General features: G+C 46.9%; 10 protein-coding genes and 1 rRNA gene. 5 read left to right on the top strand and 6 right to left on the bottom strand.

The genetic code is table 11. The features are described 5' to 3' along the window. Together L1D44_RS03590 and L1D44_RS03595 are read right to left on the bottom strand one after the other, a co-directional pair. Positions 1–239: ribosomal RNA gene (locus L1D44_RS03590) — 16S ribosomal RNA — on the bottom strand; the annotation flags it as partial. A gap of 1,282 nt (positions 240–1,521) precedes the next feature. Next, positions 1,522–2,568, bottom strand: a complete 1,047-nt coding sequence (locus tag L1D44_RS03595) for a polysaccharide deacetylase family protein (RefSeq protein ID WP_239888850.1) — start codon at positions 2,566–2,568, stop codon at positions 1,522–1,524. An 18-nt stretch (positions 2,569–2,586) separates the two neighbouring features. On the opposite strand from L1D44_RS03595, the gene L1D44_RS03600 reads away from it, so the two are divergent. Then, positions 2,587–3,918, top strand: coding sequence for an MATE family efflux transporter (locus L1D44_RS03600; protein ID WP_239888851.1), 1,332 nt, complete (start codon positions 2,587–2,589; stop codon positions 3,916–3,918). A 66-nt stretch (positions 3,919–3,984) separates the two neighbouring features. Here the strand turns inward: L1D44_RS03600 and nfuA are convergent, their stop codons facing one another. Next, positions 3,985–4,563, bottom strand: coding sequence for a Fe-S biogenesis protein NfuA (gene nfuA, locus L1D44_RS03605; protein ID WP_220770790.1), 579 nt, complete (start codon positions 4,561–4,563; stop codon positions 3,985–3,987). 209 nt (positions 4,564–4,772) lie between these two features. On the opposite strand from nfuA, the gene L1D44_RS03610 reads away from it, so the two are divergent. Then, positions 4,773–7,313 carry a M14 family zinc carboxypeptidase gene (locus tag L1D44_RS03610; RefSeq protein ID WP_239888852.1) on the top strand — a complete coding sequence of 847 codons (2,541 nt, stop codon included), beginning with the start codon at positions 4,773–4,775 and terminating at the stop codon, positions 7,311–7,313. A 37-nt stretch (positions 7,314–7,350) separates the two neighbouring features. Here L1D44_RS03610 and L1D44_RS03615 read toward each other — a convergent pair whose 3' ends face one another. Then, the gene (locus L1D44_RS03615) at positions 7,351–8,010 is read right to left on the bottom strand and encodes a phosphoribosyltransferase family protein (RefSeq protein ID WP_239889003.1); all 660 of its coding nucleotides are present in this window, start codon (positions 8,008–8,010) and stop codon (positions 7,351–7,353) included. Positions 8,011–8,118: 108 nt separating this feature from the next. On the opposite strand from L1D44_RS03615, the gene bioH reads away from it, so the two are divergent. Together bioH and L1D44_RS03625 are read left to right on the top strand one after the other, a co-directional pair. Beyond that, positions 8,119–8,886 (top strand): pimeloyl-ACP methyl ester esterase BioH, encoded by a 768-nt coding sequence (gene bioH / locus L1D44_RS03620; protein WP_239888853.1) that lies wholly within the window; start codon positions 8,119–8,121, stop codon positions 8,884–8,886. A gap of 119 nt (positions 8,887–9,005) precedes the next feature. After that, entirely contained in the window at positions 9,006–9,503 is a 498-nt protein-coding gene (locus L1D44_RS03625) for a hypothetical protein (protein ID WP_239888854.1), read from the top strand. A gap of 64 nt (positions 9,504–9,567) precedes the next feature. On the opposite strand, the gene L1D44_RS03630 is transcribed toward L1D44_RS03625, so the two are convergent. Then, positions 9,568–11,913 (bottom strand): Tex family protein, encoded by a 2,346-nt coding sequence (locus L1D44_RS03630; protein WP_239888855.1) that lies wholly within the window; start codon positions 11,911–11,913, stop codon positions 9,568–9,570. 163 nt (positions 11,914–12,076) lie between these two features. Beyond that, complete coding sequence (greB, locus tag L1D44_RS03635; protein WP_239888856.1) at positions 12,077–12,556, bottom strand: transcription elongation factor GreB; 480 nt, start codon at positions 12,554–12,556, stop codon at positions 12,077–12,079. A gap of 338 nt (positions 12,557–12,894) precedes the next feature. Between greB and ompR the strand changes: the two genes are divergently transcribed. Next, positions 12,895–13,620, top strand: coding sequence for a two-component system response regulator OmpR (gene ompR, locus L1D44_RS03640; RefSeq protein WP_202723030.1), 726 nt, complete (start codon positions 12,895–12,897; stop codon positions 13,618–13,620).

A 13,620-nucleotide genomic window follows, 5' to 3' on the forward strand; every position in this document is an offset into this window, starting at 1 on the left:
ACCTAGGTTCATCCAATCGCGGAAGGCCCGAAGGTCCCCTCCTTTCCCCCGTAGGGCGTATGCGGTATTAGCAGTCGTTTCCAACTGTTATCCCCCTCGACTGGGCAGATACCTAGGCATTACTCACCCGTCCGCCGCTCGTCACCTCAGGAGCAAGCTCCCTTGTGTTACCGCTCGACTTGCATGTGTTAGGCCTGCCGCCAGCGTTCAATCTGAGCCATGATCAAACTCTTCAATTAAAGTTTTTTTTGCTTCATCCATTCTTATAAATAAGAGTGAAATCAGCGGCTCAACGAATTCTGTATTACATATTGCTATGAACACTCATTCATTAAGTAAATTTTTGACTGCTTCGTTAGAAGACAGTTTCGAATAACTTAATCTCTGTGAGTGTCCACACAGATTTGCTTGTCATATTGTTAAAGAGCGTTGCCTGCTTGGCGTTCTCAGCGAACCGTTCCAAGTGGCTAGGGCTGCGTATTCTACACTTCCCGTTGTTGGCGTCAAGCGTTTATTTTAAGAAGTTTTTCAAGCGATGATTCTTTATACAAGGCACATCAAATGAAGCTCTTAAACCGCTTGTCACCAGATTCAAATCTCTTTCGATTTTCGAATCCCTAACACCGCTGCAAGTCCCGTGCTATCTAGCGTTTACGTTGGGTAGTTGGCCTGCTGTGCCGTGTCAGTGGATGCGCATTATAGGGAGATTTAAGATGAGCGCAAGCGGAGTGTCCACACAGATTTGCTTGTCATATTGTTAAAGAGCGTTGCCTGCTTGGCGTTCTCAGCGAACCGTTCCAAGTGGCTAGGGCTGCGTATTCTACACTTCCCGTTGTTGGCGTCAAGCGTTTATTTTAAGAAGTTTTTCAAGCGATGATTCTTTATACAAGGCACATCAAATGAAGCTCTTAAACCGCTTGTCACCAGATTCAAATCTCTTCCGATTTTCGAATCCCTAACACCGCTGCAAGTCCCGTKCTATCTAGCGTTTACGCTGGGTAGTTGGCCTGCTGTGCCGTGTCAGTGGATGCGCATTATAGGGAGATTTGAGGCGAGCGCAAGCGCTTTTTGAAAGAAAAATACATTTAATTTTTATACCTTTACTAGGCACAGTTAACCAACAAGTTATCCACAGAGTTACGCAAAAAACACAATAAAACTGAAGCGAGCACACACAACCTAGAGTGCTAAAAGCGTATCAAAGCTTCTTTTTAGCAAGCTAAACGATGACTAAACCATTAAGAGGCGTTTAAAAGCCTCAAGTTTCAACCATAAATACACAGCTCTTAATAATTAAGCACATGATTACGATCGAAAGCTTCTGTCAAAGGGAGTTAAATACTAAAACAGGAATCTTGCTATATATAGAGAGTCACTAACCATATATATGAAAAGTGTCTCTACTATAAGGTAAAGGTGAAGACACCGAGCAATTACATAATGAAAAGCCAGTAACGAGTATAGCTCGGCTACTGGCTTTGGAAGATGCTAAACACCTTTATATAGGGTGTTTGGTAAATGTTATTCAGCAATCCACTGTCCGTTCGATTTTGGTCGAACCCAAGGTTGCGAAAACCAGTAGTAGCTTCCTTTGCTCTTACTCGGAGCCGTACAGTTATAACGTGAACGCCCTGCGGGCAGATCCAGCTCAGCCTGAATGCTGAACTCATTGTCAGAGATCCAGTTAGGTTTCTTAGCCCCTTGACCTTGAATAAAGCACATTAGCTGTGAGGCATTGATATCACTCATATCCAAGGTAACCTTTATTTCTGGGCGCCATTGGCCTTGAGAAAGTTCAGGGTTACTATTAGTTTGGGCAAGTACTGGCATATTCAAACTATGTAGCTTCACCTTTAAACTATTTAGATCGGCGTAGACGCCAGCAACAGGAAAACGAGGCAGTGCCGTTAACGGCGAATAAGGGCCCGCTGCACCGGACTGCTGACCAAATGCCACAAAGCCATGCTTGTCGAGCATCTCTTCTATCTGCTCATTATATTCACCATAAGGGTAAGCCAGCATTTTCAGATTCTGACCAGTGGCCTTTGCTATCTCATTTTCTGTTCGTAGGATATTACTCTCGATACGCGCTAACCATTGCGCATCGGTTTCTCCCGTCAACTTACGAATAAGATGCTCATGCCCCCAACTGTGATTGGCAATTTCTGCCCCCTCTTCAGATAAAGTAATCAGCTGCTGCCAACTCATCATTTCACCATACTCTTTTAGAATAGGCTCCACCGAGACAAAAAGGGTGTAGGGGAATTTATATTGCTTTAAAATGGGGTGCGCTGTATTAGCAATACTGCGATAACCATCATCGAAGGTAATCGCTATCGTTTTTGCAGGCAGCGCTTTCTTAGCCTTAATTGACTCCACCACAGTTGAAAGTGGCACTACATTGAAGTTGTTTTCCGCCAGGTACTGCATCTGCTCTTTAAATTGAGCAGGGGTAACGCTGGTGATCGCTGGCGTACTATCCGAAACATGATGATACTGTAATATCACCGTCGCGTGAGCCGAAAAACCTGTCAGCGCGAGTAGCGCTAGCAACACGTTTTTAACCATAAATATTAGACCTCTAGAATGATTGCCTTATTGTTAAACCCACAAAAAAATCGACAATTACTTGCACTCGCACTGCCGATGATTTTATCAAATATCACGGTGCCACTGCTGGGACTCGTCGATACCGCCGTTGTTGGACATCTTAGTAACGCCTATTATTTGGGCGGCGTGGCAGTTGGGTCAACGATTATAACCTTAATTTTGTGGTTGCTAGGATTTTTACGCATGGCAACTACAGGATTAGTTGCTCAAGCCTATGGTGCAAACGACACCCAGCAACAGTTTAGACTCTTGGTACAAGCAGCAAGTCTAGCACTGATGTTCGGTATTGCAGCCATAGCGCTACAGTTACCTATCGTTAATTTAGCGATGGCAATGTCTGATGCCAGTATCGAAGTCGAACGCTATTGTCGGGAATATTTCCAGATCCGGATCTGGTCGACCCCGTTTGCACTGATGAACTTAGTACTACTTGGCTGGCTACTCGGCAGGCAGCAGCCCAAAGCGGCGATGTGGCAGCTGATTGTAGCCAACCTAGTGAATATAGTCTTAGATGTTCTCTTTGTTCTAGCGCTTGGCTGGGGCGTAAAAGGGGCAGCTATCGCATCGGTATGCGCCGATATTGCTGGCTTCGCAGTGGCTCTGACTATGGTGCGCGGCCAGCTCTGCAAACTCGGTGACTTTAAGCTGATTCAAATCGCCAAGCAACTATCACTGCAAAGCTACGCCAAGCTAATGAGTTTAAACACAGATATTTTTATTCGTAGCCTTTGTCTGCAGCTGTCATTTGCTTTTATGACCTTCTATGGGGCCGGCTTAGGTGATAACACCGTTGCCGCTAATGCGGTGTTACTCAACCTACTACTTCTTATCTCCTACGCACTCGATGGCATAGCCTACTATGCTGAGGCCGAGGTCGGACGCGCTCATGGCCAGAAAAATAGCCGCTTAATGCAAGAATCTGTGGCTCTCGCCTGGGCTTGGTCCGCCATCGCTGCACTAGGTTTTACGGTGTTCTTTACCCTTGTGGGGTCACAGATTATCTCTATGCTCACCAGTATCAGTGAGGTGCGAGCCGTGGCCGAGCAATACTTGATTTGGGTGATATTCCTGCCTCTGCTCGCCTTTGGCTCCTACCTTTTCGATGGTGTCTATATTGGTGCGGCGCAAGGAAAGGTGATGCGTAACAGCATGATCTTATCGACCTTTGGTGTGTTTTTCCCGGTTTGGTATCTGTTAGAGCCACAAGGTAACTTTGCCTTATGGGCAGCGATGAGCTGTTTTATGTTGGCTCGTAGTGCTTCATTATCGCTGCACTACTACTTCAAACTCAGGCTGGTACTGGACTAATTACCGTCTCTTCAAGCATAAAAAACGCGACCATTTGGTCGCGTTTTATTTATTCATGTCGCTGTATTACTGGTAAGAATGAGCACCATGCTGGTGTTCTGTCACATCTTTAACGCCAGTTAATTCGCCTGGGAACTGTTCAAGTAACTGCTTCTCGATGCCATCTTTTAGAGTCACATCAACCATTGAACAACCATTACAACCACCACCAAACTGAAGTACTGCGATGCCGTCTTCGGTGATTTCGACTAGCATGATGTTACCACCATGGCTGGCAAGTTGTGGGTTGATTTCAGACTGGATCATGTACTCGATTCGCTCAGTCAAAGGCGCATCGTCAGACACTTTACGCATCTTCGCGTTTGGCGCCTTAAGTGTTAGCTGAGAACCAAGTTGGTCAGTCACATAGTCGATGCTAGCTTCTTCTAGGAAAGGAGCGCTCTTCTCATCAACCATGGCGCTAAAGCCATTGAACTCTAACTCTGTATCATCTGCTTCTACAGCATCGGGTGGACAATATGAAACACCACACTCAGCCTGAGCTGTGCCAGGGCTGATAACGAATACTCGAATGTGGGTTCCTTCAGGCTGATCTGATAACAATTTAACAAAATGCGCCTGAGCTGCTTCGGAAATGGTAATCATGAAAACATGCTCCGTCAGGAGTAAACCTGAGTGTTTTAGTAAGAATTAGCCCTATAATACTCTTACTCTGCACTCCTTTGTAGCCCCTATCCCTCACAGTTTGAGAATAAACACCATCCAGATCACAGTTTTTTATCATATCCGGCTGTGGTTTTGTCAACGCCGAGCTGCTAATTTAATAACAATATTATAAATATAATGAAAAACCCATGCTCAGAATCTGCCTCGTTTTTTTATACGCCTTTTTAATATCATCCTCTTTTTTTGCCGAAGCGAAGAAGACGCGTTTAACAGACAGTCCCCTATATGGCGTAAACACGGTTAGTCCAGAGGAGTTTTTAGGCTATCCCCTCGGAGAGCGTTTACTGCGCCACGATCAGATCAATTACTACCTCAAAGAGATAGCCAAACAAAACCCCAGAGTATCACTGGAAAATACAGGACATAGCCATGAGGCTAGGCAGCAGTTAACCGCCGTTATCACCTCAGTAGAGAATCAAAACAAACTCGATGAGATCTTAGCTCAGCGACAGCAGATCAAATACCAGGGTAAGCAAGGTGGACCACTAATCATCTGGTTGGCCTACTCTATTCACGGTGATGAGATCAGCGGCGCCCATAGTGCACTACAACTTAGCCATATGTTAGCCACCAGCGAAGAAAAGTGGGTCACAGAGTTGCTGGAACAGGCGGTAGTTCTTATCACCCCAAGCCAAAACCCCGACGGGCTCGACCGATTTTCAACTTGGGCCAATGGCTATGCAGGTAAAGTTGTCGTTAGCGACCCCAATCATAAAGAGCATAAGCAGGGCTGGCCGACGGGTCGAAGCAACCATTACTTCGCCGATCTCAATCGCGATTGGCTATTCCTGCGCCACCCCGAATCCCAAGGCCGCGTAGCACTATTTCACCGCTGGCAACCCCACTATGTGGGTGACTTCCATGAGATGGGCCATAACTACAGTTACTTTTTTCAGCCCGGCGTGCCCGAGCGAACCCACCCACTCACACCAGCAGGCAACCAGAAGTTAACAGCAAAACTCGCCGCCTATCACCAAGCGGCACTCGATGAGAAAAAACAGAGCTATTTTAGCCGCCAACTATTCGATGATTTCTTCTATGGTAAAGGCTCTACCTACCCAGATATCAATGGCGCAATTGGCGTGCTGTTTGAGCAAGCCAGCGCTCGTGGACAACAGCAGGACTCAATCAATGGCGTAGTTCACTTTCAACAAGCTATAGAGAACCAATATGCAACGTCCATTTCCAGTCTAAAAGGCGCTCTAGCGTTAAAGTCTGAACTAGAGCAATACCAAGCGGAATTTTTTAACGACAAGCATCAAAAAGCGATGCGAAAAAAGCCTCGCCAAGCGGGGTTGCTGCTCAGCACGAACAATGACCCAAGCAGAATTCGAGCGTTAGCCCATCTACTCAACCAACACCAGATCGAATACTACTACCTCACCAATAAACTCACTCAAGGTGGCGTGGATTTTGATGTCGACAGCAGTATTTTTATCCCTAACAAGCAGGCACAAAGCGCACTACTTAGCGCAATGTTTGACGATAGAACCGAATTTATCGACCCGACTTTTTATGATATCTCGACCTGGAGCCTACAACACGCATTCGATCTGTCAGTACGTCGTAATGTCAAACTTGAGCTAACTGTTTTAAGCCAAAGCCCAGCTCAGTTTTCATTACCAACATGGAATGATGATGCCGTCGCCTTACTCATTGACTGGCGCGATAGCCAAGCCGCGGTATTACTACAGCAACTACTCAATCAAGAGATAAAAGTTAAGTTTGCCGCTAAGCCATTTAGTATTTTGACTGGTGATGGTGAAATAGATTTTGTAGCCGGAACCCTGCAAGTCCCACTCAAACAGGATGGCTTATCGGCGAGTGAAATACGCCAAGGTGTAAAACAGTTAGCACAAGAGTTTAAGGTCGATGTTATAGCGACCAATACCAGCAGCGCGACTAAGGGAATCGATCTCGGCAGCCCTGATTTTAAGCCTATAAAGCCGATTCGACCTCTCGTTGTTAGCGGTAAAGGGACTTCGATTGCCGAGGTTGGTCAGCTCTGGTACTACTTAGATAACACTCTAGGCGTAGCTACCACGCTCATCGACAGTAACGATCTTGCATCAATAACATTAACCGATTACAGCCATGTACTACTAGCCGATGGCAACTATAAAACCTTAAATGATCGCCTTGCTCGCAAGCTGGGTCAGTTTGCCTCTGAAGGTGGTGTAGTCATTGCCCAAAAAGGCGCACTGAATTGGTTAAGTGACTCCAACCTACTCGCGACCGATCTTCGCAGTGAACGTTTTTATAAGCAGCTATTTACTGCCGATGGATTGTCCTTCGAGCAGAAATCGGACTTCAATGCCAAACAGCAGATTGGCGGTGCGATTGTCGAGCTAAAGTTAGATACGAGCCATCCTCTCAGCTTTGGGCTTAATGGTGATCGTCTGCCAGTGATGAAAAACAAAGTATTAGGCTTCTCACCGAGCAGCAAAGCCTTTTCAGTCGCGGCGAGCTATGCTTCTCAGCCACTGCTGAGCGGCTATCTGGCCAAAGAGTACCAGAGCAGCTTTAGTCATTCCCCCGCAATGATTATCGAGTCACGTAACAAGGGCGCCGTGGTAGCGCTAGCCGATAATCTGCTGTTCAGAAATATTTGGCTTGGAGCTGAGAAAGCCTACGCCAATGCGCTCTACTTCATTCCGGCGCTACATTAATACTCGTAGACATGGCCCTTGTGACCATATCATTACACTATTTTCCTGGTGCCTCGGCTCTCGCTAGGCACCAAACTTGTACCTGAGTGTGCTTTCGCTGCAATAGTCTCGCAATCTCATCCACCGTGGTACCCGTGGTCACCACATCATCAATTAACGCCACTCGCTGCCAGTTAAAATCGTCAGAGAGAGTGAAGGCATCTTTAAGGTTTTTACGGCGCAACTTACCTGACAGTCCCGCCTGAGGCTGAGTTTCTCTCACTCTTAGCAGTACATTATCAACAAGGGGGATCCCCAAACGCTTAGAAAGTGCCTGCGCGATTAGCCAAGCCTGATTAAAACCGCGTTGTTGTAGTCTTTTTTCATGTAGTGGCACCGCTATCAACACCTGCGGCAGATCGGTGAAACCTAAATATTCTAGATATAGAATACGCTGCACTAGCGCATCGACCAGCACATCTATCACAGCAAACTGCGCCTGATACTTTATCTGTCCAATCCAATGGCCTAGACCTTGGTGATAGCTACAGGGAGCGATAACACTTAAAGGTGTCGATGCCAGACAATGGCCACAAAAAGCCATTAGCAGCGGGATCTCACCACCACATCCCAAGCAAACTGGCGTTTGATAACGACTGGCATGCAAGCACACGCTGCAGACCCCTCGGTTACTAGACTCTATCTGTTGATGGCACATTAAACAGCGATTGGGTAAAATTGCTGCCAGCCACCGAGTCCAAGGTGCTTTCTTGATAATGAATTCCTTTTCATTGTTAAGTCTCAACGCTAACCCATGAGGCATAAAATGAGTTTAACCAAGCTATATATCGAATCTATCGGCGAAGGGCCCGATCTAGTGATGCTTCATGGTTGGGGGGTTAACAGCGCCGTATTTGCGCCACTGCAAGGCGCATTGACTAAGTATAGGATTCACTTCGTTGATCTGCCGGGATTTGGCGATAGCCAAGCCGTTGAGGGAGATATCCACGACTGGCTTAATGCTATCTTAGAGGTTGTGCCACAACAGGCAATCTGGGCTGGTTGGTCTTTGGGAGGGTTAGTCGCAACACTTGCCGCCATACACCATCCGCGACGTGTTTCAGCCTTGTGCACCATAGCATCATCCCCTTGCTTTATGGCCAATGACAACTGGCCAGGGATCGCACCTGAAGTATTAAATCAATTCGCGCAACAGCTGACCCACGATCTCGATAAAACCGTTGAGCGTTTTCTTGCAATTCAGGCCATGGGAAGTGCAACCGCCAAAGGCGATATCAAACAGCTACGTGAATTAGTGCTGGCTAAGCCTAAAGCACAGCAATCTGCATTAGCCCAAGGATTAACCATGCTGGAACGTGTCGATCTGCGCAGCCAGCTAGCCCAGATTGGTCAACCTTGGCTCAGAGTCTGGGGACGATTAGATGGTCTAGTGCCCCGTAGAGTCATCACTACGATGCCGCAACTTAGCCGAAGCCAAGACCTACTAATCAACAAAGCCTCCCACGCACCGTTTATTAGCCATCAGCAGGAGTTTGTCGAAGGCTTTAATCAATGGCTAGATGAACTAGTCTGATATAAAAGCATTTTGTTATTCTAGATTTGCCCAACATAAAGCCAACTAGTCAATATTGTTAGCTTTATTTCCCGCCCCGAATTGGTTAATATTTAATCGAGACTTTATAGGGGAACATTATGTTAGTGGTGACCAACTATCCCAACGTGCCGATTGCAACATCTAATGCTGCAACCGATTCTGCGCGCACGGATGGTCAACAGCGTCCACCGATTATCCCCCCACAGCAAGCAACTAAAGGCCACGAAGAGCGTGCCTTTAATCCACAACATGAACGTACTGCCGAACATGCTCAAAGCCAAGCTAAGCTGCGCGAGTCTGTGCAACAGAAGCAGCAGGGTCAGTCCCAACAGCAAGAGCAATCGGGTCAAGAAAAGCAGAAACAGCATACCGCACTCAACCTAAAACAGTTGCTTAGCCAACGCAGGCCACTCAAGCGCAGCGATATCAAGATCCCAGAACAAGTTGTTGCTAGTAGCGATGTGAAGAGTGAAAACAAAACAACCATGCCTAATGAGCCCCTACAGTTTTATCAAGCTTTTGGCGTCCGTATAGAAGCGTTTTACCACCAGCGCACTGAGCCCAATAATCCCCCCGGCTTTTTAGAGACCGCATAAAAAAACCGACAAACTCAGTTGTCGGTTTTTTTGTATCTCACGTTGCGCTTTATCGGACTTAGGATTACTTCTTCAGTTTAGCGAACGCATCGGCGAAAGCATTGCCCATAGCCGCATTAGCTGGTTGCTTCGGCTTATGAGTCTTTTGCTGACCACGCTGTTGATTAGCACCGCCCTTATTTGAGTTCGCTTTATTATGAGCTGGACGTGGCGCACTCTTAGGCGCATCACCGGCCTTGTCATCAAGACGCATACTCAAACCGATACGGCGACGCTCGGCATCGACTTCCATTACCTTAACTTTAACGATATCGCCAGCTTTAACCACCTTGTGTGGATCATCGATAAACTTGTCTGTCATCGATGAGATATGCACTAAACCATCTTGATGAACGCCCACATCGATGAAGGCACCAAAGTTAGTCACGTTAGTGACCACACCTTCTAAGATCATATCCAGTTGCAGATCTTTTATCTCTTCAACCCCCTCTTTAAAGGTCGCCGTCTTAAACTCACCACGAGGATCGCGTCCTGGCTTATCAAGCTCTGCAAGAATATCTGTGACGGTCGGTAGACCGAACTCGCTGGTGATAAAATCTTTCGCCTCAAGGGATTTAAGTAACTCAGCGTTACCCACTAACTCGGCAACAGAGATGCCTTTAGCGGCCGCAATCGACTCTACTAATGAGTATGCTTCTGGATGCACTGAAGAGCCATCGAGTGGATTCTCCCCTTCACGAATACGCAAGAAACCCGCCGCCTGCTCATAGGCTTTCGGTCCGAGACGTGCAACCTTAAGCAGTGCCTTACGGTTATTGAAACGTCCCTGCTCGTCACGGTGCATCACTATATTACGCGCCAAGGTTTTATTTAGACCAGCCACCTGTGCTAACAACGCCGCCGACGCCATGTTCACATCGACACCAACACCATTCACACAGTCTTCAACTACGGCTTCTAGGGAACTTGAAAGCTGGCTTTGGCTCACATCGTGCTGATACTGACCCACACCGATAGCCTTAGGCTCAATCTTCACCAGCTCCGCCAATGGATCTTGTAGACGGCGTGCAATCGATACAGCGCCTCGAATAGACACATCGATATCCGGAAATTCTTCTGACGCTAGCTCAGATGCCGAATAGACAGAAGCGCCCGCTTCGCTAACCATAATCTTTGTTAACTTAGGTAACTCGGCCTTCACTTGGCTGATCAGATCCGCCGCCAGTTTGTCTGTTTCACGAGAAGCTGTACCGTTACCGATAGCAATCAGCTCAACCTTATGCATCTTCACTAAGTTAGCTAAGGTTCTTACCGACTTATCCCACTGATTTTGCGGCGCATGGGGGAAGATAGTGGTATGCGCAACTAACTTACCCGTATCGTTAACGATAGCGACTTTCACACCGGTGCGTAAACCTGGGTCTAAGCCCAGAGTAGCCTTGGCACCAGCTGGGGCCGCCATCAATAGATCACCTAAGTTACGGGCAAAAACCTTAATCGCTTCTTGCTCGGCGTTATCACGCATGCAACCTAGAAACTCGGTTTCCATCTGCAGGGCAATCTTAACCTTCCAAGTCGCAGCAACTACGGTTTTCAACCATGCATCGACATTACTATCGCCTAAACCTAACTTGAAGTGATCCATAATAATCACTTCACAATAACTCGCCTGCTTAGGATCCTGAGCAGGATCAGCATTAATGCTTAAACTGAGCATGCCTTCATTGCGGCCACGCAACATCGCCAATGCACGGTGAGATGGCACCTTGGCAAGCTTTTCTGAATGCTCGAAGTAATCTCTAAACTTGGCGCCTTCTTTCTCTTTGCCTTTGACCATTCGACTTTCAAGCTGGGCATTTTGCTCTAGCTGAACACGAATTTTTTGTAGCAACTCTGCATCTTCTGCAAAGCGCTCTATCAAAATAAAACGCGCGCCATCGAGCACGGCTTTAGCATCGGCAAAACCCGCATCGGCATTGATGTACTCGCTAGCAACCGCTTCGCAGTCGGCTTGACGATTGGCCAATAGATAATCGGCCAATGGCTCGATGCCGGCTTCAATGGCAATTAGGCCCTTGGTGCGACGCTTTGGCTTATAAGGAAGGTAAAGATCCTCTAGGCGAGTCTTACTATCTGCAGCATTGATTGCGGCCTTCAACTCTGGCGTTAACTTACTCTGTGCTTCAATACTCGATAAGATAACGTTACGGCGGTCATTAAGATCCCGCAGGTAGCCTAAGCGACTGCTTAGTGTACGTAACTGAACGTCATCTAAACCGCCGGTCGCCTCTTTACGGTAACGGGCAATAAACGGCACGGTAGCGCCATCATCGAGTAATGAAATGGTGTCGATAACTTGTTGCTGGCGAACATTAAGTTCCTCAGCGATGAGCTGTGCAATATTCTGCATAAATAGAGGTCGAGCCTAGTTGGTAATCGGTATTTCGCCAAAGATACCACAGCCCATGGCTTTGGTTAATGCTAATGCTTAGACAAATATGCTATTTGAGGGGCGAAACCTTGCAGCCTTAGAAAAAGGCTGCAACTAAAAACGCTGTATGAGGAAGAAAGGCCTATTCAAAGCCATGATAGGAGATGCGATTGACGTACCAGGTCTGTTCCCCTGCAGGGGTCTTGATCACGGCTTCATCGTCGACCTCTTTTTTCAATAAACCACGAGCCATCGGCGAGTCTATCGAGATATAGTCTTTCCGACCAAAGATCTCATCATAACCGACAATCTTAAACTGCAATTTGTCACCATCATCATTCTCAATTTCGACCCAGGCACCAAAAAATACCTTACCCTCTTGTGCCGGCGAGTAATCGACAACTTGTACATTTTCGAGGGTTTTACGCAGGTAACGCACTCGACGGTCGATTTCACGTAGTTTTCGCTTATTGAAAGTGTAATCAGCATTCTCACTTCTGTCGCCCAAGCTCGCAGCCCAGCTAACAATCTTAGTGATCTCTGGACGATGCTCGCGCCAAAGGTAATTCAACTCTTTTTGCAGTTTCTCGAAACCTTCACGGGTGACGATAGCGGTTCTCATAAGTTCTACTTTATAAAGGGAGTGGTCATAATTCAGGGACAAAAATAATAGCATAAATTCCGCTAAGCTTAGCTAGGTCACATTCAGCTTTTAAAGATAATAATGACCTATTTCAATTTGCTTACAATTTTACGCCCTCAGTTGGGTACGCGCTTTTGAAATTAAATTCAAACACTTAGCCAACAAAAACCACCAGCTAATATAAGCCTTCTCATCACTGAAGGAAATGCCTGCTAGTCATTAACATATTAAAACGGCTATATTAGGATTAATCATATTCAATATCAGATATTTGCCTACCGATAAGAGGTGGCCGCCGAGTTAAAAGGACCTTAAACATGGGACAAGAAACCTCAAAAATTCTCGTCGTCGACGATGATATGAGACTAAGGGCATTGTTAGAGCGTTATTTAATGGAGCAAGGCTACCAGGTACGTAGCGCCGCTAATGCCGAGCAGATGGATCGCCTACTCGAGCGCGAAAACTTCCACTTGCTGGTACTCGATCTTATGCTCCCCGGCGAAGATGGACTCTCTATCTGTCGTCGACTACGCCAAACGGGTAACCCTATCCCTATCGTAATGCTTACCGCTAAAGGGGACGAGGTCGATCGTATCATAGGCCTAGAATTAGGCGCCGATGATTACCTACCTAAACCATTTAATCCTAGAGAATTGCTGGCACGGATTAAAGCCGTGATGCGTCGACAGACTCAAGATGTACCCGGTGCTCCAACCCAGCAAGAGGAAGAGATCACCTTTGGCGAATTCTCCTTAAACCTTGCGACTCGTGAGATGTACCACGGAGAAGAAAGTATCGCCCTAACCAGTGGTGAATTTGCGGTACTCAAAGTGCTGGTCAGCCACCCACGGGAACCCCTTTCACGGGACAAACTAATGAATCTCGCTCGCGGCCGTGACTATTCAGCACTTGAGCGCTCGATTGACGTGCAGGTTTCGCGTTTACGCCGTCTGATTGAGAAAGATGCAGCTAACCCACGCTATATCCAGACGGTATGGGGCCTTGGCTATGTATTTGTGCCTGACGGCCAATCGCGTAAATAG

Origin of the sequence: Shewanella sp. Isolate13 (genome assembly GCF_022398325.1) — a bacterium.
Lineage (GTDB): Bacteria > Pseudomonadota > Gammaproteobacteria > Enterobacterales > Shewanellaceae > Shewanella.

Bases quoted from the DNA above. Each gene is read 5' to 3' on its own strand.
- nfuA (WP_220770790.1), bottom strand. From the start codon at position 4,563: ATGATTACCATTTCCGAAGCAGCTCAGGCGCATTTTGTTAAATTGTTA.
- L1D44_RS03595 (WP_239888850.1), bottom strand. From the start codon at position 2,568: ATGGTTAAAAACGTGTTGCTAGCGCTACTCGCGCTGACAGGTTTTTCG.
- ompR (WP_202723030.1), top strand. From the start codon at position 12,895: ATGGGACAAGAAACCTCAAAAATTCTCGTCGTCGACGATGATATGAGA.
- bioH (WP_239888853.1), top strand. From the start codon at position 8,119: ATGAGTTTAACCAAGCTATATATCGAATCTATCGGCGAAGGGCCCGAT.
- L1D44_RS03610 (WP_239888852.1), top strand. From the start codon at position 4,773: ATGCTCAGAATCTGCCTCGTTTTTTTATACGCCTTTTTAATATCATCC.
- L1D44_RS03615 (WP_239889003.1), bottom strand. From the start codon at position 8,010: ATGTGCCATCAACAGATAGAGTCTAGTAACCGAGGGGTCTGCAGCGTG.
- greB (WP_239888856.1), bottom strand. From the start codon at position 12,556: ATGAGAACCGCTATCGTCACCCGTGAAGGTTTCGAGAAACTGCAAAAA.
- L1D44_RS03630 (WP_239888855.1), bottom strand. From the start codon at position 11,913: ATGCAGAATATTGCACAGCTCATCGCTGAGGAACTTAATGTTCGCCAG.
- L1D44_RS03625 (WP_239888854.1), top strand. From the start codon at position 9,006: ATGTTAGTGGTGACCAACTATCCCAACGTGCCGATTGCAACATCTAAT.
- L1D44_RS03600 (WP_239888851.1), top strand. From the start codon at position 2,587: ATGATTGCCTTATTGTTAAACCCACAAAAAAATCGACAATTACTTGCA.